Origin of the sequence: Streptomyces sp. NPDC049954 (genome assembly GCF_040656295.1) — a bacterium.
Taxonomy (GTDB): Bacteria; Actinomycetota; Actinomycetes; order Streptomycetales; family Streptomycetaceae; genus Streptomyces.
Genome location: NZ_JBFALS010000011.1, coordinates 207,231 through 228,026 on the forward strand (window position 1 = coordinate 207,231; position 20,796 = coordinate 228,026).

The following is a 20,796-nucleotide window of genomic DNA, read 5'->3' on the forward strand; positions in this document are numbered from 1 at the left end:
TCCCCGCCCCCTGCGGGCCCGCCACTCCAAGGAGGCCGGCATGTCCGCCGCCCCGATGACCCTGCCGCGAGCACGCCGCCGGGGCCCGCGCGCCCTGGCGGGACGTCACCCCGTGGGCGTCCTCATGGTCCTGCCCTTCCTCGCCTATGTCGGCGTCGTGTACGCCTATCCCTTCGGCTACGCCGTCTGGATGGCGCTGCACGACTACTTCTTCACGGCGCCGGGGGCCGAGGTCGCCCAGCCCTTCACGGGCCTGTCGACCTTCCGCACCGTCTTCTCCGACGGCGCGCTGTGGTCCTCCCTCGGGCACCTCGGCGTCTTCCTCGCCCTCAGCCTTCCGCTGACCCTGGTGGTCTCACTGGCCCTGGCCCTCGCGCTGCGCGGCAGCCGCCTGCGCGGACTGCTCTCGGCGCTGTTCTACCTGCCGTACGCCTCCTCCTCGGTCGCGGTGATCTGCGCCTGGATCGCCCTGCTGTCGGGGGACGGCGTGCTGAGCGGCCTGCTCGGCGGCGCGGCCCCCGAGCCCTCGTGGCTGGTCAACTCCGGCTGGGCGATGCCCGTCATCGCGCTCTTCGTCAGCTGGAAGATGATGGGCTTCCACATCCTGACCTACCTCGCCGCGCTCCAGAACGTACCCGGAGAGCTGTACGAGGCGGCGACCGTGGACGGCGCCGGACGCTGGCGCACCCTGTGGACGGTGACCGTCCCCGGGGTGCGTCCCGCGACCACCCTGATCGTCGTGCTGTCCCTGGTGACCAGCGCCAACCTGTTCACCGAGCCCTACCTGCTGACCGGCTCCGGCGGGCCGGACGGCGCGAGTTCGACGCCCCTGCTGCTGATCTACCAGAAGGGCGTCGAGCAGTCGCACCCCGGACAGGCCGCCGCGATCGGCATCGTGCTGACCGTGGTCGTCGTCCTCGTGTCGCTCGTCGCCGGAACACTGATGGAACGAGGCGAGCGATGAACTCCGTGACCACGAGAGTGCGGGGTGTCCCGGAGACCGCGGAACGCGGCGCGAGCCTGCCCCGCGCGGGGAAAGCCGCCGCGACCGGAGCGGCGGGGCCGCGCGAACGACGGGGCGCGGCGCGGCTGTTGCTGGGCACCGCGGCCGTCGTCCTGGTCTTCCCCTTCCTCTACATGGTGCTGCTGTCCCTCCAGCGCACCTCCGACCTCGGCCCCGGCGGGCTGCTGCCGCGACCGGGCAACCTGACGTTCGACAACTACGCGGCGATGGCGCGCGCCATCGACGTGTGGCACGCGCTCGGCAACTCCCTGGTGTTCACCGCGGGAGCGGTGCTCGCCACCGTGGTCATCGGCCTCCCGGCCGGATACGCGCTCGCCCGGCTGTCCTTCCGGGGCCGCGCGGTGACCTTCACCGTGCTGCTGTCGATCCTCGTGGTGCCCTTCGTCCTGCTGATGATCCCGATGTACGTCATCACCGTGCGGGACTTCCGGCTCGCCGACAGCTACCTGGGCATGGTGCTGCCCTACGCGGTCAACCCCCTCGCGGTGTACCTGTTCCGGCAGTTCTTCCGCCGGCTGCCGGCCGAGGTGTTCGAGGCGGCCCGGCTCGACGGGGCCTCCGAGACGAGGACGCTGTGGCGGGTCGCGGTGCCGCTCGCCCGCCCCGCCATCCTCAGCGCCGTCCTGGTGACCTGCATCGTGCCCTGGAACGAGTTCCTGTGGCCCTTCCTGGTCGCCAAGAACGCGAGCATGCAGCCCATGGCCGTCGGCCTGGCCGGCTTCGTCAGCACCCTGCGCTACCAGGGGCTGGCCAACGGCTTCGGCGTGATGATGGCCGGCGCCGTGGTCCTCGTCCTGCCGGTGATCGTGCTGGTGGCGGTCTTCCTGCGCTGGTTCGTGCAGGTCGACCTCGGATCGGGCAGCAAGGGCTGAGCAGCGGGGGCCGACCCGCCGCGACGACGTGTCGACAGACGCCGCCGAGGGACCCGCACGGGCCCCCGGCGGTGCGAAGCAGGACAAGAAATGAAGAAGCGAGGAGCACGGACATGAGCCCGGAAACACAACGTGGTGGCGCCCGGATCACGCGCAAGACCTTCCTGCGGGGGCTGGCGGCCACCGGGGTGGCGGCGGGTCTCGCCCAGTCGCCCCTGACGGTCGGCGCCGCGCGCGCCGCCACCCCGCGGCAGGCGGCGGACGGGGACCTCACCCGGCACGTCAACCCCTTCGTGGGCACCGAACCCCAGGAAGGCACCCCGAGCGTCTTCGGCGGGCCCATGGCGGGCAACACCTTCCCCGGCGCCGACCTGCCCTTCGGCATGGTCCAGTGGGGCCCCGACACCGTGAAGAAGCAGCCGGGCGGCTACTCCTGGTCCGACCCGCACATCAAGGGCTTCAGCCTCACCCACGTCTCCGGCGGAGGCTGCGACTCCCTCGGGGACTTCCCGTTCATGCCGCACGTCGGCGCGGTGACCGACTCCCCGGCCACCTCGCCCGAGCGGTACGCCTCCGCGTTCTCGCACGACCGGGAGTCGGCCTCACCCGGCTACTACGGGGTCACGCTGGACAGCGGCGCCGAGGCCGAGTTCACGGTCACCAGGCGCAGCGGGACGGGACGCTTCACGTATCCGGCGGGGAAGACCGCGACCCTGCTGGTCGACGTCTCCGGATCGGCCGCCGGAGTGCGCGCGGCCGAGGTGCGCGTGGGCCGCGACACCCTCAGCGGCTGGGCCGAGAGCGGAATGTTCTGCGGAGCCGACAACACCTACCGGGTCTACTTCTGGGCCGAGTCCGACCAGCCCTTCGCGAGCTTCGGCACCTGGACCGGGGACACCGTCCGGCACGGCTCCACCCACGCGACCAGCACGGGAAAACCGGCAGCGGACAAGGACGGCGCGGGCGCGAGCGCGTGCGAGCCGGTGGCCGCCGGGGCCGGCTGCGGCGCCTTCGTCACCTTCGCCGGAAGCTCCGCGCACCTGCGCGTCGGCATCTCCTTCACCAGCGTCGACAACGCGCGCGAGAACCTGCGCGCGGAGAACCGGGGTGGCTTCGAGCGGCTGCGGGAGCAGGCAAGGGCCGAATGGAACCGCCGGCTCGGCACGATCCGCGTCGAGGGCGGCACCCCCGAGGAGCTGGGCACCTTCTACACGGCGCTCTACCACTCCTTCCTGCACCCGAACCTGTTCTCCGACGTGAGCGGCGAGTACCCCGGCTTCGACGGCAAGGTCCACAAGGCCCGGCCCGGACACGAGCAGTACGCCAACTACTCCGGGTGGGACATCTACCGCTCGCAGATCCAGCTCCTCGCCCTGCTCGCGCCGCGCGAGACCAGCGACATGATGCAGTCGATGGTCAACGACTACGCGCAGGGCGGCCAACTGCCCAAGTGGTCCCTGGCCAACGCCGAGACGTACATCATGGTCGGCGACCCGGCCGCGCCCGTCTTCGCCGACGCCTACGCCTTCGGGGCCCGCGACTTCGACACGCACGCCGCCCTCGCCGCCCTCGTCGAGCAGGCCACGAAGCCCAACGGCATCCGGCCGGGCATCGAGGACTACCAGCGGCTGGGCTACGTACCCGCCGACCGGAAGTACGAGAACAACTTCTACGGCGCCCCCTCGACCTCGCTGGAGTACAACACGGCCGACTTCGCCGTCGCCGAACTCGCCCGGCAACTCGGTGACGGCAGGACCTGGCGCACCTTCATGAAGCGCTCCCAGTACTGGCAGAACCTCTTCGACCCGGACACCGGCTACATCCGGCCCCGCAACGCGGACGGCTCCTTCGTCGCCGACTTCGACCCGGCCAGCGGCGCGAACTTCGTCGAGGGCAACGCGACCCAGTACACCTGGATGGTCCCCTTCAACGCCGAGGGCCTGTTCGACGCGCTCGGCGGGAAGGCCGCCGCGCGGGGGAGGCTCGACACCTTCTTCACCGAGCTGAACGCCGGTCTCGACAAGCCGTACGCGTGGCTGGGCAACGAGCCGAACCTCCAGGTCCCCTGGCTCTACAGCTACGCCGGGGCGCCGTACCGCACCCAGGAGGTGGTACGCCGGGCGATGACCGAGCTGTACACCACCGAACCGGGCGGACTGCCGGGCAACGACGACCTGGGCACCATGAGCGCGTGGTACGTGTGGGCCGCGCTCGGCATGTTCCCGCAGGTGCCCGGCCGCGCCGAGGTGGTGCTCGCCAGTCCGCTGTTCCGCCGGATCACGGTGCGCGCGGGCGCCGGACAGGTCATCGAGATCAAGGCCCCGCGGGCCTCGCGGGACACCCCCTACGTCCACCGGCTGAGCGTCGACGGACGCACCAGCACCAAGCCCTGGCTGCCCGCCTCCTTCCTCCTCGGGGGAGGCCGGCTGGACTACACGCTCGCCCCGACGGCGGACGAACGCTGGGGCAGCGATCCCCGTGACGCGCCGCCCTCCTTCCGCCAGGGGGAGGTGAAGAAGCCGCTCGGCGGCTGAGCCGGAACCCGCCGCCGGTCGCCGGGGCGTCCCGGCGACCGGCCGGGCGGGACGCACCGTCCGGGCCGCGCGCCACCGGGCCCCGCCTCGGCACGCGGGCCGCGCGCCACCGGGCCCCGCGTGCCGAGCCGCCTCGTACCGCACTTCCCGCCCCGGCCCCACGCGGCACAGAACCTGCGTAGGCTTCACTCATCCCCCTCGGGGAGCCGCGGGCAGGAGGGAGCACCAGCGATGGACGAGAAGGAAGCACCACGGGTCGGCAACGCCGTACGGCGCCGTCGGCGCGCCCTCGACCTGACCCTCGCCGTCGTCGCCCGCCGCTCCGGCCTCTCGGTGCCCTTCCTGAGCCAGGTCGAGAACGAGCGCGCCCGCCCCTCGCTGCGCTCGCTGCGCTTGGTCGCCGAGGCGCTGGAGACCACCACCGGGGAACTGCTCGCCGCCGCCGATCCCGCCCACACCGTGGACGTGGTCCGCTCCGACGACGACACCGGGCTCATGGCCCCCGACCCCGCCGTACGGCCCCTGGTGCGCGGACAGCACCAGATGCAGGCCATGGAGTACTGCGGGGACCACGACCCCGGCCGCGAGTTCCAGTACCGCAACGACACCCTGCTCTATGTCGCCGACGGAGCCGCCGAGGCCGAGGCGGAGGGCCGCGTGCACCAGCTGGGCGCGGGCGACACCCTCTACCTCAGCGGCGGTGTGCGGCACCGCTGGCGGGCCACCGAACCCGACACCCGGTTGCTCGTGGTGGCCGTCGGCGACCACATCGAGGCGACCGAGGCGCCGCCCAGGTGAGTGCGGCCCGCACCGCCCGGCCCCCGCGCGTCGTCTCCCTCGTGCCCTCGCTCACCGAGGCCGTCGCCGAGACCGCGCCCGGGCTGCTCGTCGCCGCCACCGACTGGTGCACCCACCCGGCCGCCCTGGACGTCGCCCGCGTCGGCGGCACCAAGAACCCGGACACCGCGCGGATCACCGCCCTGCGGCCCGATCTGGTCCTCGCCAACGAGGAGGAGAACCGGCCCGCCGACCTCGACGCCCTGCGTGCCGAGGGCACCGAGGTCCTCGTCACCCACGTCCGCGACCTCCCGCAGGCCCTCGCCGAACTCGACCGCGTCCTCGCCGCGTGCGGGAGCGGCCGTCCGCGCTGGCTCGACGAGGCCGCGAGCGCGTGGGAGTCGCCCCCCGCCCTGCCCGCACCGGTGCGCGCCGTCGTCCCCGTATGGCGCAGGCCCTGGATGGTGCTCGGCCGGGACACCTTCGCCGGAGACCTCCTCGACCGGCTCGGTGTGCGCAACGTGCACGCCGGGCACACCGAGCGCTACCCCCGCCTCGCACCGGACGGACTGGAGCGCGGCGCACCGGGGCTCGTGGTCCTGCCCGACGAGCCCTACCGCTTCACGGCGAGCGACGGGCCCGAGTCCTTCTCCGTGCCCGCCGCCCTCGTCAGCGGCCGCGACCTCACGTGGTACGGCCCCTCGCTCGGGCCCGCCGCGCACCGGCTGGGGCGGGCGCTGCGCCGTCCCCTCGCACCCAGGGCCTGAGCGTCCCGTAGGCCGCCGCGCACCACGCCACCACGAGGAACCCGTACAGGGCGGCGGCGCCCCACCGGTAGACGTCCAGACCGGTGAGCGCCGCGAGCCCGGTCGCCCCCGTCACACAGGTCCCGACCGGGAAGGTGAACGCCCACCACGTCGGCGCCGGCCGCAGCCCCCCGCGCAGCGCCCGCAGCACCAGCGCCCCCGCGAGCGCCAGCCACAGCAGCGCGAAGCCGAGCACCGGGACGCCGTACAGCACCCCGAAGGCCGTGAAGCCCGCCGCGAAGGGCGCCGGAAGCGTCCCCCGGGCGACCGCGCCGAACGCACCGGCCGCCGTCGTGGACTGCCCGAGCGGACCCAGGACCAGGAACAGCGAGGGGGTCAGCGCGAGCGGCCAGGGCCCGCCCGCCAGCAGCCGCCCCACGATCAGCGGCAGCAGCGCGAGCGTCGCCAGCAGCGACATGCCGAACAGCGCGAGACAGCCGTACAGCAGGGTGGCGCGCGCCGCGACGGAGGAGAGGTGGGGCGCGAGCTGCGGGCCCAGCGAGGCGGACACCATCGGGCACACCAGAGGCAGCAGCCACACCGGCGAGACGTCACCGATCCGCGCCCTGCGGCCCACCGCCATGAGCAGCGGGACGCCCACCGCGATCACCAGGCCCAGCCCCGTCCCCACCGCGAACAGCGCCCAGCCCATCGCCGTCGACACGTCCGGGCCGAGCACCGCGCGGCCCCCGTGCAGCGTCGCCGCGCCCACCGCGAGGAAGGCCATCGGCAGACATCCGTAGAACGGGGCCGTCGCCGGGTCCCGCAGCGCCTCCCGGGCCCGGTCCGGGTACCGGTTCCAGTGCGCGGCGCGCGCCGCGAGCAGGACGAGCAGCGTCAGGACCGACAGGGCCCACAGCCCCTCGCACAGGCCGCCGAGCCCCGGCACCCCGACCGGCAGCGCGGAACCGGCCGTGGAGAGGATCGCCGTCCCCATGACCGCCGCGTAGTGGTTCGGGCCGAGACCCCGCAGCCGGGAAACGGGAGCGGACAGGGCGGGGGCGGCACCGGTACGGGGTGGGGCGAGGACGGTCATGCCCCCAGCCTTTCGCGGCCCACCCCCCTCCCACCAGGGACGATGCGGCTATGAGGGCATAAGCTGGACTGATGACCGAGGCGCAGCGCAGGACCGGGGACGGGACGGGAGACGCGCGGCGCGGGCCAGGGAGCCCGGCGGCCGAGGGCGCCGCGCCACCCCACACGGCCCCCGTCGCGGGGCCCCTCTCGCACCGCGTCCCCGACCTCGGCGCGCTCGAACTGCTCCTGGCCGTCGCCCGGCTCGGCAGCCTCGGCCGGGCCGCCCGCGAACTCGGCATCAGCCAGCCCGCCGCGAGCGGCCGGGTCCGCGCCCTCGAACAGCGTCTCGGCGTCGACCTGGTGGACCGCTCCCCGCGCGGCTCACGGCTCACCGACACCGGAGTCCTCGTCTGCGGCTGGGCCCGCCGCGTCATCGAGGCCGCCGAAGCCTTCGACGCGGGCGCGCAGGCGCTGCGCACCCGCAGGGACTCGCGGCTGCGGGTCGCCGCGAGCATGACGGTCGGCGAGTACCTGCTGCCCGACTGGCTCGTGGCGCTGCGCCGGCTGCGCCCCGGCACCGCCGTGTCGCTGCGCGCGGGCAACTCCCGCGCCGTGGTCGAGGAACTCCTCGCCGGGGAGGCCGACCTCGGGTTCGTGGAGGGGCTCGCCGCGCCCGCCGGGGTCGACTCGGCCGTCGTCGCCCGCGACCGGCTGCTCGTCCTCGTCGATCCCGGCCACCCCTGGGCGCTGCTGCGCGAGGGGCTGGACCCGGCCGAACTGGCCCGCACCCCGCTGATCCTGCGCGAGGAGGGATCGGGGACCCGCCAGGTACTCGACGCCGCCCTCGTCCCGTACGGCGGGCTCGCCGCGCCCCTGCTGGAACTCTCCTCGACCACGGCCGTGAAGTCGGCCGCCCTCAGCGGGGCGGGCCCCGCCGTCCTGAGCGAACTGGCCGTCGGCGAGGAGCTGGTGGCCCGCCGGCTCGTCCCCGTACCGGTGCGCGGCACCCCGCTGGACCGCGCGCTGCGCGCCGTCTGGCGCAAGGGCCACCGCCCGGCCGGTCCCGCCCGCGACCTGCTGGGGCTGACGAGGCGGGGCTGAGGGGCGTGCTGGGTCCCCTGCGGCGGGGCGGGGCACCGGCAAATCGGTTGCGGCGCACGAGGCACCGGCAGAGCATGGTGGCCCGTGACCCCTTCTGACACCGCGCCCCCTTCGACGCCCCGCCCCGTCGCCCTGGTGACCGGCGTGGGCCGCAGCGTCGGGATCGGCGCGGGCATCGCGATCCGGCTCGCCGCCGCTGGCTGGGACATCGCCTTCACGTACTGGAGCCCCTACGACGCCCGCATGACCTGGGGGGCCGAGGAACGAGCGGGGGAGAGAATCGCCGCCGAACTCGGGCGGCACGGCGCCGCCACCGTCGGGATCGAGGCGGACCTCGCCGACCCCGAGGTCCCCGAACGCGTCCTCGACGAGGCGGAACGCCGGCTCGGCGGGATCACGGCCCTCGTCATGTGCCACGCCGAATCGGTCGACTCCGGACTGCTCGACACGACCGTCGAGAGCTTCGACCGCCACTTCGCGGTCAACGCGCGCGCCACCTGGCTGCTGATCCGCGCGTTCGGCCTGCGCTTCGGCGGCGCCCTGGGCACCGGACGGATCATCGCCCTCACGAGCGACCACACCGTCCACAACCTGCCGTACGGGGCGAGCAAGGGGGCGCTGGACCGCATCACCCTCGCCGCGGCCCACGAGTTCGCCCATCTCGGTGTGAGCGCCAACGTGATCAACCCCGGCCCGGTGGACACCGGCTGGATCCCGGAGGAACTGCGGCGGCAGCTGGTGCACGACACCCCGCTGGGCCGCCTCGGCACCCCCGAGGACGCCGCCCGCCTCGTCGAGTTCCTGTGCTCACCGGAGGGGCAGTGGGTCAACGGCCAGTTGCTGAAGAGCAACGGGGGACTCGCGTAGGGGAACGGGGCGGGCTCAGCGCGCCCGGACCCGCTGCGGTCCCGCCTCCCGCTCCGGCCCGCCCGCCGCCTCCGCGAACCCGCCCGCCGCCTCCACGAAGCCGCGCGCCACCCGCACGTCCGTGCCCATCTCCGGGTGCCACTGGACGCCGAGCACCCATGGCTGACCGGGCAGTTCCAGGGCCTCCACGGTGCCGTCCCGCGCGTGCGCGCCGATCACCAGGCCGGTGCCGAGCCGGTCGGCCGACTGGTGGTGGTGGACGGGGACCTCCACGGGCTCCGGGACGAGCGCCGCGTACCGCGTGCCGGGCGCCGGGGTCACCGGATGCGTGCCGAAGACGCCGTGGCCGCCGCCGTGTCCCTCGATGTGCTGGCGCAGGGTGCCGCCCAGCGCCACATTGAGCAGCTGCATGCCCCGGCAGATGCCGAACAGCGGGGTGCCGGAGGCCAGGGCCGCCTCGATCAGGGCCAGTTCCCACGCGTCCCGTTCGGGGGCGGCCGGTCCGCAGCGCGGATGGCGCCGGGCGCCGTAGCGCGCCGGGTCGACGTCCGCGCCGCCCGCGATCACCACCCCGTCCAGCCGCGCCACCGTCGAAGCGGCCCGTTCCGGTACGTCCGGCGGCAGCAGCGTCGTGAGGGCGCCCGCCGAGCGCAGCAGCTCCGGGTACCCCGTCGGCAGCAGGGCAGCGGGCAGCCGCCACTCGCCCCAGGCGGCCTCCGCCTCCCAGTACGTGCTGATGCCGATGAACGGGATGAACGGACCGGGCACCACGGACCACCTCTCCGTACGGGCCGCCGCCGTCCGGACTCCTGCGGACCGGCCGGCCATCGCGAACTGGCGCGAGACGCGCACGCGACAGGAGGAACCCCGAGGACACGGCACGACGCAAAGGTATGCTGCCACACCATTGCCGAGCGGCAGGCGTGAATGCGCGGGCCCGGTGGCCCGGTGGCCAGAGGCCGTGCCCGCAACGGGCGGCCGCTCAGGACAGGAAGCCGCGCAGGAGCGCCGCCGTGCCGGCGCAGTGCTCCCGCATCGTCTCGCCCGCCGCCCGTTCGTCCCCCGCGAGCAGCGCCGCGACCAGCGCCTCGTGCTGGCGCTGCGCGTGCTCCAGGCTGCGCACCAGCAGCGGGATGCAGTCCAGCAGTTCGTTGACCGTCGCCCGCACCGCCGCGTACCGCGCGGCCAGCGTCGGGGAGCCCGACAACTCGGCGATCGTCAGGTGCAGCAGCGTGTCCTGACTGCGGTACTCGGGCAGCGGGGCGTCGCCCGTGGCCGCCAGCGCCGCGCGCAGCCGTCCGTCGTGGCCCTCGTCGCGCCGCCTGCGGGCGCACAACCGCGCGGCGCCCACCTCCAGGACCTCGCGGAAGTCGAGGACGTCCGCCAGGTCCACAGCCTCCACCCGGCGCCGCAACCGCGCGCGCGCCGCCGCCTCCTGCGAGGCGTACGGCCTCGGCAGCACGAAGGTGCCCCCGTACCGGCCGCGCCGCGAGCGCACCAGGCCCTCCGCGTGCAGGACCCGCAGCACCTCCCGCAGAGTCGCCCGGGAGACGCCCAGCCGCACGGCCAGCTCCCGCTCGGGAGGCAGTCGCCGCCCGGCCGGGACGAGGCCGAGCCGTACGACCTGGAGGATCTGCTCCAGCGCCTCCTCGAAACCGTTCCCGCCCCGCACCGGGCGCAGCAGCAACGGGTCCCGCGCGGCCGCCTCCGGGGCCCGGCCCGCCGCCGCTGAGCCGCCCTGACCACCCGTCTCCTCCCGCACGGTCGCGCCCCCTTCCCCCTAATGGTCGCCCGCCATACCTTAGAGCCTCCGGCTGACCGAAGGAGCACCTCCCGTGGCGGACCGCACACCCCCCTTGAACGTCGACGAGCTGCATCTGCTCGTCCGTGCCGGGGACATCGACACCGTCGTCCTCGCCTTCCCCGACATGCAGGGCCGGCTCCAGGGCAAGCGGTTCGCGGCCGGCTTCTTCCTCGACGAGGTGCTGCGGCACGGCAGCGAGGGCTGCGACTACCTGCTCGCCGTCGACGTCGAGATGAACACCGTGGACGGATACGCCAGTTCGTCCTGGGAGCGGGGCTACGGCGACCTCGTCATGCGCCCCGACCTCACCACCCTGCGCCGCGTCCCCTGGCACCCCGGCACCGCGCTCCTGCTCGCCGACCTCGAAACCGGGGACGGCGAACCGGTCCCCGTCGCACCCCGCCAGATCCTGCGCCGCCAGCTCGACCGCCTCGCGCGGCGCGGACTGACCGCGCGCGCGGGCACCGAGCTGGAGTTCATCGTCTTCAAGGACACCTACGAACAGGCCTGGGACCTCGGCTACCGGGGCCTGACCCCCGCCAACCAGTACAACGTCGACTACTCGGTCCTCGGCACCGGCCGCGTCGAACCGCTGCTGCGCCGCATCCGCAACGACATGGCGGGCGCCGGGCTCACCGTCGAGTCCGCGAAGGGCGAGTGTAATCCGGGCCAGCACGAGATCGTCTTCCGCTACGACGAGGCGCTCACCACGTGCGACCACCACAGCCTCTACAAGACCGGGGCCAAGGAGATCGCCGCGCAGGAGGGCTGCTCGCTCACCTTCATGGCCAAGTACGACGAGCGCGAGGGCAACTCCTGCCACATCCACCTCTCGCTCGCCGACCCGGACGGCACCCCGCTCATGGCGGGGGAGGCGGCGGACGGCATGTCCCCGCTCATGCGGCACTTCCTCGCCGGGCAGCTCACCGCGCTGCGGGACTTCGCGCTCCTGTACGCGCCCACCGTCAACGCCTACAAACGGTTCCGGGCCGGCTCCTTCGCGCCGACGGCCGTCGCCTGGGGCCGGGACAACCGCACCTGCGCCCTGCGGGTCGTCGGACACGGCCCCTCGCTGCGCTTCGAGAACCGTCTGCCGGGCGGGGAAGTCAACCCGTATCTCGCCGTCGCCGGGCTGGTCGCGGCCGGGCTGTACGGAGTGGAGCACGCACTCGAACTCCCCGCTCCCTGCGGGGGAAACGCCTACGACGGCGACTACCCGCAGGTGCCGGGGACCCTGCGGGAGGCCGCCGAGCTGTGGTCCGCGAGCCCGCTCGCCCGGGAGGCCTTCGGGCAGGATGTCGTCGACCACTACGCGAACATGGCCCGCGTCGAACTCGACGCCTTCGACGCGGCGGTCACCGACTGGGAACTGCGCCGCTCCTTCGAACGGCTCTGAGCCCGCCGCGAGCGAACGGCCCCGGGCCCACCCGCGCCGGGACCGGCCCGGGCCGTCGTCAACCACACTGGAGGACAGGCACGTTGAACGAGATCGCGCCGTACGGGGACGACCCCGGCTCGCTGACCGTCCTCGACCCCGCCACCGAGAAGGTGTTGAGCACCGTGCCCGCCGCGAGCGCCGAGGACGTCGACCGCGCGGTGCGCCGCGCCGCCCGCGCCCAGCGCGGCTGGGCGGCGCTGGCCCCCGCCGACCGGGCCCGGCTGCTGCGCCGCTTCGCCGCCGTCGTCGACGCCCACGTCGAGGAACTGGCGCGGCTGGAGGTCTCCGAGGCCGGGCACACCCTCGGCAACGCCCGCTGGGAGGCGGGCAACGTCCGCGACCTGCTGGAGTACTGCGCCGGGGGAGTGGAACGCCTCAACGGACGGCAGATCCCGGTGGCCGGCGGGGTCGACGTCACCTTCCTCGAACCGCTCGGCGTGGTCGGCGTCATCGCGCCCTGGAACTTCCCGATGCCGATCGCCGGCTGGGGCACCGCCCCCGCCCTCGCCGCCGGCAACGCGGTGCTGCTCAAACCCGCCGAGACCACCCCGCTCACCGCCCTGCGCCTGGCCGAACTCGCGCGCGAGGCCGGGCTGCCCGAGGACCTCTTCCAGGTACTGCCCGGCACCGGCCCGGTCGCCGGCGAGGCCCTCGTACGCCACCCGGGCGTCGCCAAGATCGTGTTCACCGGGTCCAGCCGCGTCGGACGGCGCGTCATGGCGCTGTGCGCCGAACAGGTCAAGCCCGTCACGCTCGAACTCGGCGGCAAGAGCCCCAACGTGGTCTTCGCCGACGCGGACCTGGAGGCCGCCGCGGCCGGCACCCCGATGTCCTTCCTGGACAACGCGGGACAGGACTGCTGCGCCCGCACCCGGATCCTCGTGCAGCGCTCCGCCTACGACCGCTTCCTGTCCCTGCTGGTGCCCGCGCTGCGCTCCGTCGTCGTCGGAGACCCCGCCGACGAGGCCACCCAGATGGGCCCGCTCATCTCCGCCCGCCAGCGCGAACGGGTGCGCTCCTACGTGAGCGAGGACCTGAGCCTCGTCCGCGGCTCCTGCCCCGGGGGGCCCGGCTTCTGGTACCCGCCGACCCTGGTCACCGACATCTCCCCCGAGGCCCCGGTCGCCGTCGAGGAGGTCTTCGGCCCGGTCGCCGTCGTCCTGCCCTTCGAGGACGAACAGGAGGCGGTACGGCTCGCCAACGCCACTCCGTACGGGCTCTCCGGATCGGTGTGGACCCGGGACGTCGGCCGCGCCCTGCGCGTGTCGCGGGGCATCGCCGCCGGGAACCTCTCCGTCAACTCGCACAGCAGCGTGCGCTACGCGACCCCCTTCGGCGGCTACCGGCTCTCCGGCCTCGGCCGTGAACTGGGCCCCGACGCGCTCACCGCGTTCACCGAGACCAAGAACGTCTTCATCGCCACGGAAGGCTGACGCCCATGACCAGCACCCCGCCGCCCTCCGACCCCGCCGAGGAGCAGCCCGTCTGCCGCCGCCTCGTGGGCCGTACCGCCGTCGTCACCGGCGCCGGCAGCGGAATCGGCCTCGCGAGCGTGCGCCGCCTCGCCTCCGAGGGCGCCCACGTCGTGTGCGCCGACATCGACGGCGACAGCGGAAAGGCGGCGGCCGAGGAGGTCGACGGCACCTTCGTCCGCGTCGACGTGACCGCCCCCGAACAGGTGGACGCCCTGTTCCGGACCGCCTTCGACACCTACGGCAGCGTCGACATCGCCTTCAACAACGCCGGTATCTCCCCGCCCGAGGACGACTCCATCCTCGACACCGGACTCGACGCCTGGCGCCGCGTCCAGGAGGTCAACCTCACCTCCGTCTACCTGTGCTGCAAGGCCGCCCTGCCCTACATGCGCCAGCAGCGGCGCGGCTCGGTCATCAACACCGCCTCCTTCGTCGCGCGGATGGGCGCGGCCACCAGCCAGATCTCGTACACCGCCTCCAAGGGCGGGGTCCTCGCGCTGTCCCGCGAACTCGGCGTGCAGTTCGCCCGCGAGGGCATCCGGGTCAACGCGCTGTGCCCGGGCCCCGTCAACACCCCCCTGCTGCGGGAGCTGTTCGCGAAGGACCCGGAGCGTGCCGCGCGCCGCCTCGTGCACATCCCGCTCGGGCGCTTCGCCGAGGCGACCGAGGTCGCCGCCGCCGTCGCCTTCCTCGCGAGCGACGACTCCTCGTTCGTCAACGCCACCGACTTCCTCGTCGACGGCGGAATCTCGGGCGCGTACGTGACCCCTCTGTAAACGCAAGATGTACGGTGCATGACACCGAGGTCGGGGGCGTCCGCGCGCGTACCGCGGGCGCCGCCGTACCCCGGGCTCCGCCTGCCGTCGGACAGATCGGACCCCCCATGCGCACCCGTCCGTTGCTCGCCTCCCTGTGCTCCCTAGGGATCGCCGCCGCGGCCCTCGTCGGCGCCGCCCCCGCCCAGGCCGCGGGGACCGCGGCCGCCGCGCGCGGCACGCACTGCCCCCAGCTCTCCCGCCAACTGCCCTGGTACGGGCACAACCGCGAGGCCCTCCAGCAGGTCATCGACGAACGCGGCACCTGCTCCCGCCCCCAGCTGGGCGGATACGGAGAGGACCGCCCCGTCGCCGCCTTCGACTGGGACAACACCGTCTCCAAGAACGACATCACCGACGCGACGATCGCCTGGTCGCTGCGGCACGACAAGATCCTGCGCCCGCGCAGCTGGAAGGCGACCAGCGCCTGGCTCACCGACGCCGCCGACCGCGCCCTCACCGAGGCCTGCGGAACCGACCGGCCCGTCGGCGCGCCGCTGCCCACCTCGACCCGCCCCGACTGCGCCGACGAGATCTTCGAGATCCGCAGCGCGGCGAAGACCATGAGCGGCGAGGAGGCCTTCGCCGGCCGGTGGAACCACCGGCGCACCGTCCCCGAGTACGCGTGGGTCCCGCAGCTCTTCGCCGGGCACACCCCCGCCGAACTCACCGACTACACCCGCAGGGCACGCGCCGAGGCCCTCGCCGCCCCCGTCGGCAGCGAACAGAAGGTCGGCACCCACACCCTCCCCGCGTACGTCCGCTACTACCCGCAGCAGCGCGACCTGATCCGCACCCTGCAACGCGCCGGCTTCGACGTGTACGTCGTCTCGGCCGGCTCCGAACCCGTCACCGAGGTGTGGTCCGCGGGCGTCGGCATCGACAAGAAGCACACCATCGCCATCCGCAGCCTCCTCGACCACCGCGGCCGCATCACCACCTGGAACGAGGGCTGCGGGGACCGGCCCGACAGCCGGGGCGGCGACATCCCCTACATCGACGGCAAACGCTGCTGGATCAACCAGGAGATCTTCGGAGTCCACGGCAAGCACGCCTGGGACCGGCAGGACGCGGCGCACCGCATCGCGATCGGCGGCGGGGACGCCGACACCGACGTCACCTTCGTCGGCGACGCCACGGGCGCCCACCTCGTCCTGAACCGGAACAAGAACGAGATCATGTGCCGCGCCTACGACAACGGCGACGGCCGCTGGCTCGTCAACCCCATGTTCATCGAGCCGCTGCCCCGAAAGAAGGGCGCCTACCCGTGCGCCACGACCGGCCGCACCGAGGAGGACGGCACGGCGGGACCGGTGCGGCGTGCGGACGGCTCGGTCGTCCCGGATCAGCTCGACACCGTGTACGGCCCCCAGGCCGCGTCCTAGGGTTGCCGCATGAGCACGCCTCCCGCACCGCCCGGCTGGTACCCCGATCCCGGGGCGGCGCACGCCGAGCGCTGGTGGGACGGTACGGCCTGGACCGCCCAGGTGCGGCGGGCGGGCGGCGTACCCGAGCTGCCCGACCCGGTCGAGGCGGCGTACGGCACGGGCTTCGGGCCGCCCGGCTCCGGGGACACACCCCCCGGGCCCGGGCGGCGGCCGCTGCGCGGGCGTGTCGTCGCGGTGACCCTCGTCGGCGCCGTGCTCGCCGCCGCGATCGTCACCGGCGTCGCCGCCCTCGGGACCGGGGACGACCCGGAGATCAGGGTCACCGACCCCGGCGCGGGCCCCGGCGCCCCGCACACGCCGACGAGCGCCCCCGCCCCCTCGCCGAGCGGCGACCCGCACCTGCTCGTCGACGAGCTGAACAACATCTCCGTCCCGGTGCCCGAGGGCTGGAAGAAGGCCGACGACGTGCACGGACTGCCCACCATGGTCACCGAGAAGCGCTACCCGTGCCCCGGCGCCACCGCGTACTGCGACCAGGGCCGCGTCAGCACCACCACCGCCCGCGAGGACAGCGCGGGCGACAACAGTCCGCGGGCGGCGGCCGAGGCCGACATCGAGGACACCGCCGCACGTGCCTACGACCGGGACGGCGCCGGCGGCCGCCCCTTCGACGGCATGACCGGACACCGCCGGGTCGCCGCCGGCTCCGTCCAAGTGGCCGGACGCCAGGGCTGGTTCGTCCGCTGGCGGGTCAGTACGAAGACGGGGCCGGGCGGTTGGGTCCAGTCGCTGGCCTTCCCGGCACCGACCGACGCCGGTGCCGTCGCCGTGGTCCGCTTCACCCTCGACACCGGGCCGGGCACGCCCCCCGTCTCCCTCATGGACACCGTGACGCGCGGCATCAGGCCGCTCGCGCAGGGCCAATGACCCCGCGTCACAGGAAGGTGCGCCCCTCGCCCCGGTAGGTCGGCACCGTCGCCGTCACCTCGTCCCCCGACACCAGGCGCAGACGGTCGAAACGCTCGCACAACTCGCCCGCCTTCGCATGCCGGAACCACACCCGGTCCCCGATCAGCAGATCGTCGGCGACCGCGCCCAGCAGCGGCGTCTGCACCTCGCCCGGCCCCTCCTGCGGGTCATAGGCCAGCCCCTCCGGCAGATACGGCACCGGAAGCCGGTCCCGGCCCGGCGCACCGGAAGCGGGGTACCCGCCACCCAGCACCGTCACCACGCCCACCCCCGGCCTGCGCACCACCGGCATCGCGAACAGCGCCGCGGGACGGCCCGTGAACGAGGTGTAGTTGTCGAACAGGTGCGGCACGTACAGCCCCGAGCCCGCCGCGATCTCCGTCACCGCCGACTCCGCCGCCGTGTGCTGCACACTGCCCGTACCACCGCCGTTGACGAACTCCAGGCCGGGCACCACCGAACGGACCGCGCGCACCACCTCCGCGCGCCGCACCACGAGTTCCCTGCGCGCCGTCGCCTGCATCAGCCGCACCGCGCGCGAACGCAGCGGACTGCCCGCCACCCGGTCGCCCACACCCGCGACATGGCCCTCGTACGCCATCAGGCCGACCAGCCGGAACCCCGGGGTCCGCGCGACGGCCCGCGCCAGCTCCGCGACCTGCCCGGGGGAGCGCAGCGGGGAGCGACGCGCGCCGAACCTCAGCCGGCCGCCCAGCAGCCGCAGCGAGGTGTCCAGCTCCAGGCACACCCGGATCTCCTCGCGGCCCCCGTCCCGCGCGGCGTCGATCAGCCGCAACTGCGCCGGATCGTCCACCATCACGGTCACGGCGGCGGCGAGCTTCGGGTCGGCGGCCAGCTCCGCGTACCCGGCCCGGTCCGCGGAGGGGTAGGCCAGCAGCACGTCCTCGAAGCCGGAGCGGGCCAGCCACAGGGACTCCGCGAGCGTGAACGACATGATCCCCGCGAAACCCTCCCGCGCCAGGACCCGTTCGAGCAGCGCACGGCAGCGTACGGACTTGCTCGCCACCCGGACCGGCTTGCCCCCGGCCCGCCGCACCAGATCGGCGGCGTTGGCGTCGAAGGCGTCCAGATCCACGACGGCGAGCGGGGCGTCGAGGTGCGCGGTGGCCCGGTCGAAACGGGCGCGGTCGGCGGCACGGGCAGTCATGACCGCAGCCTGCCAGACGGTCCTACCGATGGGTAGGGGGATGTTCCGGGCAGAAGGCCGCGAGCTGCCCGAGCAGTCCCCCCGGCCCCGCCGCAGCCCGTAAAGTGTCCGCACACCGGAGCGCGAACACGCCTGCCCCAAGGGACCGGTGGCGTCGGCGAACGGAAGGAGCGGGGGAGCGCATGAGCACGGACGCGCCGCGCCGCCCACCCGCCGCGCCCCCCGCCCCACCGGTCCCGCCCCGGCCGCAGCAGCCCCCTCGGCCCGCCGCCCGGCCGTCTGGTGACGCCGTGGCGGGAAACGCGGCCGCGGAAGAGACCGAGGGGGCCCTCCCCGGGCGGCCTCCCGCTCCCGGCCCGGTCCACGCCCACCCGCCCCGCCCCGCCGCACCACCGCGCCCGGTCAGGCCCCCGCGCGTGCCCTTGCCGCGCCTGAGCCCGCCCAAGGCCCCGACCGCACAGACGACTTCCGGGCCCGGCACACCGCCGCCGACCCCGCCTCCGCCCCGGGAGCCGCACCAGGACGTCGCCGCGGGACAGCCCGCCCGGCGGCTGCCCGGCACCGTCGACCTGCGCCCGGGACCGCACACCGGGGCCCCCTTCGTCCGTGTCGACCGGCCCGAGCACTACGACGACACCACCACCCGGCTGCGCCCCGTCGGCCGGCGGGTACGCCCCGGGACCCTCGCCGCGGCGACCTGCGCCGTGCTCGGACTCGGCCTCATCGGCGGTGCGCTCGCGGGCAGTTGGCTGCGCGACGAGCAGCAGGAACCGGCCCCGCCCAGCGCGTACGAGGCGGCCGCCGAGCTGTGGCACAGCACCCCCGTCGACACCCTCTTCCCGCGCGTCGTCCAGGGCAGGGGCGCCGGGCCCGGCGGGGCCGACCGCACCTGGAACCGGATCGCCGTCGCCCCCGACAGCGGCTGCGCCGACGCCTTCGACCCGCTGCTGCGCAAGGCGCTGGCCCCGGTCGGCTGCCTGCGCCTGCTGCGCGCCACCTACACCGACGCGACCCGCAGCCACGTCACCACCGTCGGCCTGCTGTTCACCAAGGGCGACAGTGCCGCCATGAAGGCGCTGCACGCCCGCTTCACCACCGAGGGCCTCGACCGCCGCACCGACCTGCTGCCCCTCCCGTACGCCCGCGCCGGCACCCCCGCCGCCGGGTTCGGGCCCGCCCAGCGCGCGAGCTGGACCCTCACGGTCCGCACCGACCTGCCTCTCGTGGTCTACGCCGTGTCGGGCTTCGCCGACGCGCGCCCCTTCCCCACGCCCGTACCCGCGGCCCTCGCCACGAAGGCCGGGGCCGGCTCCACCGTCGCCCAGGCCGGGCTCGGCCACGACGCGCAGGGCCTCGCCGACCACCTCGCCCGAGGCGTCCGCGCCGCCGCCCCCACCCCCTCGGAGCCCGCGCCATGACCCCCCGCACCCCCCGGCGGGTGTCCCGCGCCCTGCTCGCCGGCGGCGCCGCCACCGCCCTCGCCCTGCTGCCCGCGACCGCCGCCCGCGCCGACGGCATAAGAGCTCAGCAGTGGGGCCTGGAAGCCCTGCACACCGAGCAGATCTGGCCCACCACCAAGGGGCGCGGCGTCACCGTCGCCGTCCTGGACACCGGGGTGGACGACAGCCACCCCGACCTGGAGGGCAACGTCCTGGCCGGCAAGGACCTCGTCGGCTTCGGCGCCTCCCGGGGACAGGACCACTGGGCCGAGCACGGCAGCGCCATGGCCGGGATCATCGCCGCCCACGGCCACGGGCCCGACAGCGCGGACGGCGTCATGGGCGTCGCCCCGGAGGCCAGAATCCTCCCGGTCCGGGTGATCCTGGAGGACGAGGACCCGCAGCGCCCCAAGGCCGGGCGCACCCGGGGCGACGCGCTCGCCGAGGGCATCCGGTGGGCCGCCGACCACGGGGCCGACGTCATCAACCTCTCGCTCGGCGACGACAGCGCCTCGGCCCGCCCGCAGGCCGCGCAGGACGCCGCCGTCCAGTACGCCCTGAAGAAGAACGTCGTGGTCGTCGCCTCCGCCGGGAACGGCGGCGAGAAGGGCGACCACGTGTCCTACCCGGCCGCCTACCCCGGGGTCGTCGCGGTCACCGCCGTCGACCGCTACGGCGAGCGCGCCCCCTTCTCCACCCGCCGCTGGTACGCGACCGTCAGCGCGCCCGGCGACGACGTCGTGACCCTCAACCCGGACCGCCGCTACTACGAGGGCTGGGGCACGAGCGCCGCCGCCGCCTTCGCCTCCGGGGCCGTCGCCCTCCTGCGCTCCGCCCACCCCGGGCTCCCGCCCGACCAGGTCAAGGACCTCCTGGAGGACACCGCCGCCGACCCGCCGGGCACCGGCAGGGACGACGCGCGCGGCTTCGGCACCATCGACCCGGCCGCCGCGCTCAAGGCCGCCGCCCGGGTGCGGCCCGAGAGCACGCACCTGGCCGCGTACGGCGAGAAGTACTTCGGCGGCGGACCGACCCCGCCGGCCGCCCCGCCCCGGCGCCGTCCCGACTGGGCGGCACCGGCGGCCGGCGCCGCGGGCGGCCTGCTGCTGCTCGCGGCGGCGGCGCTGTGGCGCGGACTGCCCGGACGCCCGCGGGCCGGACGCCCGGCCGTGCGCTGAGGCCGCCGCGCGGGGCCGCGCCGCCGTCGCTAAGGGCTGTCCCGCGATTCCTGGCGGGCGCACGACGACAGCTACGGCACCTCGCCGCGTTGTCGAAACGCCCGAATGCATCCGGTATGCGGGC

General features: G+C 74.7%; 18 protein-coding genes. 14 read left to right on the forward strand and 4 right to left on the reverse strand.

Annotated elements, in window-relative coordinates; all coding sequences use genetic code 11:
- The first annotated feature begins 40 nt into the window (after nucleotides 1-40).
- From AB0J21_RS25200 to AB0J21_RS25220, 5 genes are all read left to right on the forward strand, one after another.
- Nucleotides 41-964: a sugar ABC transporter permease gene (locus AB0J21_RS25200; protein WP_363148362.1), complete on the forward strand. Its 924-nt coding sequence runs from the start codon at nucleotides 41-43 to the stop codon at nucleotides 962-964.
- The gene (locus tag AB0J21_RS25205; RefSeq protein ID WP_363148363.1) at nucleotides 961-1,896 is read left to right on the forward strand and encodes a carbohydrate ABC transporter permease; all 936 of its coding nucleotides are present in this window, start codon (nucleotides 961-963) and stop codon (nucleotides 1,894-1,896) included. Before AB0J21_RS25200 ends, AB0J21_RS25205 begins: the two co-directional genes overlap by 4 nt.
- Nucleotides 1,897-2,009: 113 nt before the next feature.
- A complete protein-coding gene (locus AB0J21_RS25210; RefSeq protein WP_363148364.1) occupies nucleotides 2,010-4,430 on the forward strand; it encodes a GH92 family glycosyl hydrolase in 2,421 nt (806 codons plus the stop codon).
- 231 nt (nucleotides 4,431-4,661) lie between these two features.
- Nucleotides 4,662-5,228 (forward strand): XRE family transcriptional regulator, encoded by a 567-nt coding sequence (locus tag AB0J21_RS25215; protein WP_363148365.1) that lies wholly within the window; start codon nucleotides 4,662-4,664, stop codon nucleotides 5,226-5,228.
- Nucleotides 5,225-5,974, forward strand: a complete 750-nt coding sequence (locus AB0J21_RS25220; RefSeq protein ID WP_363148366.1) for a helical backbone metal receptor — start codon at nucleotides 5,225-5,227, stop codon at nucleotides 5,972-5,974. Before AB0J21_RS25215 ends, AB0J21_RS25220 begins: the two co-directional genes overlap by 4 nt.
- On the opposite strand, the gene AB0J21_RS25225 is transcribed toward AB0J21_RS25220, so the two are convergent.
- On the reverse strand, nucleotides 5,892-7,049 hold the full coding sequence (locus AB0J21_RS25225) for a TDT family transporter (RefSeq protein WP_363148367.1): 1,158 nt from the start codon (nucleotides 7,047-7,049) through the stop codon (nucleotides 5,892-5,894). The genes AB0J21_RS25220 and AB0J21_RS25225 overlap by 83 nt on opposite strands.
- A 71-nt stretch (nucleotides 7,050-7,120) precedes the next feature.
- On the opposite strand from AB0J21_RS25225, the gene AB0J21_RS25230 reads away from it, so the two are divergent.
- Nucleotides 7,121-8,131 carry a LysR family transcriptional regulator gene (locus AB0J21_RS25230; RefSeq protein WP_363148368.1) on the forward strand — a complete coding sequence of 337 codons (1,011 nt, stop codon included), beginning with the start codon at nucleotides 7,121-7,123 and terminating at the stop codon, nucleotides 8,129-8,131.
- 84 nt (nucleotides 8,132-8,215) lie between these two features.
- On the forward strand, nucleotides 8,216-8,998 hold the full coding sequence (locus AB0J21_RS25235) for an SDR family oxidoreductase (RefSeq protein ID WP_363148369.1): 783 nt from the start codon (nucleotides 8,216-8,218) through the stop codon (nucleotides 8,996-8,998).
- A gap of 15 nt (nucleotides 8,999-9,013) precedes the next feature.
- On the opposite strand, the gene AB0J21_RS25240 is transcribed toward AB0J21_RS25235, so the two are convergent.
- Both AB0J21_RS25240 and AB0J21_RS25245 read right to left on the reverse strand, forming a co-directional pair.
- Nucleotides 9,014-9,766: a gamma-glutamyl-gamma-aminobutyrate hydrolase family protein gene (locus AB0J21_RS25240; RefSeq protein WP_363148370.1), complete on the reverse strand. Its 753-nt coding sequence runs from the start codon at nucleotides 9,764-9,766 to the stop codon at nucleotides 9,014-9,016.
- 214 nt (nucleotides 9,767-9,980) lie between these two features.
- The gene (locus tag AB0J21_RS25245) at nucleotides 9,981-10,685 is read right to left on the reverse strand and encodes an FCD domain-containing protein (RefSeq protein ID WP_363148391.1); all 705 of its coding nucleotides are present in this window, start codon (nucleotides 10,683-10,685) and stop codon (nucleotides 9,981-9,983) included.
- Nucleotides 10,686-10,833: 148 nt separating this feature from the next.
- Between AB0J21_RS25245 and AB0J21_RS25250 the strand changes: the two genes are divergently transcribed.
- The 5 genes from AB0J21_RS25250 to AB0J21_RS25270 all read left to right on the forward strand — a co-directional run bounded on the left by AB0J21_RS25250 (nucleotide 10,834) and on the right by AB0J21_RS25270 (nucleotide 16,845).
- On the forward strand, nucleotides 10,834-12,198 hold the full coding sequence (locus AB0J21_RS25250; RefSeq protein ID WP_363148371.1) for a glutamine synthetase family protein: 1,365 nt from the start codon (nucleotides 10,834-10,836) through the stop codon (nucleotides 12,196-12,198).
- Between the two features lie 83 nt (nucleotides 12,199-12,281).
- Complete coding sequence (locus AB0J21_RS25255; protein ID WP_363148372.1) at nucleotides 12,282-13,673, forward strand: aldehyde dehydrogenase family protein; 1,392 nt, start codon at nucleotides 12,282-12,284, stop codon at nucleotides 13,671-13,673.
- 5 nt (nucleotides 13,674-13,678) lie between these two features.
- Nucleotides 13,679-14,491 (forward strand): 3-oxoacyl-ACP reductase, encoded by an 813-nt coding sequence (locus AB0J21_RS25260; RefSeq protein WP_363148373.1) that lies wholly within the window; start codon nucleotides 13,679-13,681, stop codon nucleotides 14,489-14,491.
- A 107-nt stretch (nucleotides 14,492-14,598) separates the two neighbouring features.
- Nucleotides 14,599-15,915, forward strand: coding sequence for an HAD family hydrolase (locus AB0J21_RS25265; RefSeq protein WP_363148374.1), 1,317 nt, complete (start codon nucleotides 14,599-14,601; stop codon nucleotides 15,913-15,915).
- A 9-nt stretch (nucleotides 15,916-15,924) separates the two neighbouring features.
- Nucleotides 15,925-16,845 carry a DUF2510 domain-containing protein gene (locus tag AB0J21_RS25270; RefSeq protein ID WP_363148375.1) on the forward strand — a complete coding sequence of 307 codons (921 nt, stop codon included), beginning with the start codon at nucleotides 15,925-15,927 and terminating at the stop codon, nucleotides 16,843-16,845.
- A 7-nt stretch (nucleotides 16,846-16,852) separates the two neighbouring features.
- Here the strand turns inward: AB0J21_RS25270 and AB0J21_RS25275 are convergent, their stop codons facing one another.
- Complete coding sequence (locus tag AB0J21_RS25275) at nucleotides 16,853-18,055, reverse strand: amino acid deaminase/aldolase (RefSeq protein ID WP_363148376.1); 1,203 nt, start codon at nucleotides 18,053-18,055, stop codon at nucleotides 16,853-16,855.
- A 416-nt stretch (nucleotides 18,056-18,471) separates the two neighbouring features.
- Here AB0J21_RS25275 and AB0J21_RS25280 point away from each other — a divergent pair, with 416 nt between their 5' ends.
- Both AB0J21_RS25280 and mycP read left to right on the forward strand, forming a co-directional pair.
- A complete protein-coding gene (locus tag AB0J21_RS25280; RefSeq protein ID WP_363148377.1) occupies nucleotides 18,472-19,473 on the forward strand; it encodes a hypothetical protein in 1,002 nt (333 codons plus the stop codon).
- On the forward strand, nucleotides 19,470-20,672 hold the full coding sequence (gene mycP, locus AB0J21_RS25285; RefSeq protein ID WP_363148378.1) for a type VII secretion-associated serine protease mycosin: 1,203 nt from the start codon (nucleotides 19,470-19,472) through the stop codon (nucleotides 20,670-20,672). The genes AB0J21_RS25280 and mycP overlap by 4 nt, the downstream gene beginning before the upstream one ends.
- Nucleotides 20,673-20,796: the final 124 nt, after the last annotated feature.

Excerpts from the sequence above, each read along its gene's own strand:
- AB0J21_RS25200 (WP_363148362.1), top strand. The coding sequence starts at position 41 with ATGTCCGCCGCCCCGATGACCCTGCCGCGAGCACGCCGCCGGGGCCCG.
- AB0J21_RS25205 (WP_363148363.1), top strand. The coding sequence starts at position 961 with ATGAACTCCGTGACCACGAGAGTGCGGGGTGTCCCGGAGACCGCGGAA.
- AB0J21_RS25210 (WP_363148364.1), top strand. The coding sequence starts at position 2,010 with ATGAGCCCGGAAACACAACGTGGTGGCGCCCGGATCACGCGCAAGACC.
- AB0J21_RS25215 (WP_363148365.1), top strand. The coding sequence starts at position 4,662 with ATGGACGAGAAGGAAGCACCACGGGTCGGCAACGCCGTACGGCGCCGT.
- AB0J21_RS25225 (WP_363148367.1), bottom strand. The coding sequence starts at position 7,049 with ATGACCGTCCTCGCCCCACCCCGTACCGGTGCCGCCCCCGCCCTGTCC.
- AB0J21_RS25230 (WP_363148368.1), top strand. The coding sequence starts at position 7,121 with ATGACCGAGGCGCAGCGCAGGACCGGGGACGGGACGGGAGACGCGCGG.
- AB0J21_RS25260 (WP_363148373.1), top strand. The coding sequence starts at position 13,679 with ATGACCAGCACCCCGCCGCCCTCCGACCCCGCCGAGGAGCAGCCCGTC.
- AB0J21_RS25265 (WP_363148374.1), top strand. The coding sequence starts at position 14,599 with ATGCGCACCCGTCCGTTGCTCGCCTCCCTGTGCTCCCTAGGGATCGCC.
- AB0J21_RS25270 (WP_363148375.1), top strand. The coding sequence starts at position 15,925 with ATGAGCACGCCTCCCGCACCGCCCGGCTGGTACCCCGATCCCGGGGCG.
- AB0J21_RS25275 (WP_363148376.1), bottom strand. The coding sequence starts at position 18,055 with ATGACTGCCCGTGCCGCCGACCGCGCCCGTTTCGACCGGGCCACCGCG.
- mycP (WP_363148378.1), top strand. The coding sequence starts at position 19,470 with ATGACCCCCCGCACCCCCCGGCGGGTGTCCCGCGCCCTGCTCGCCGGC.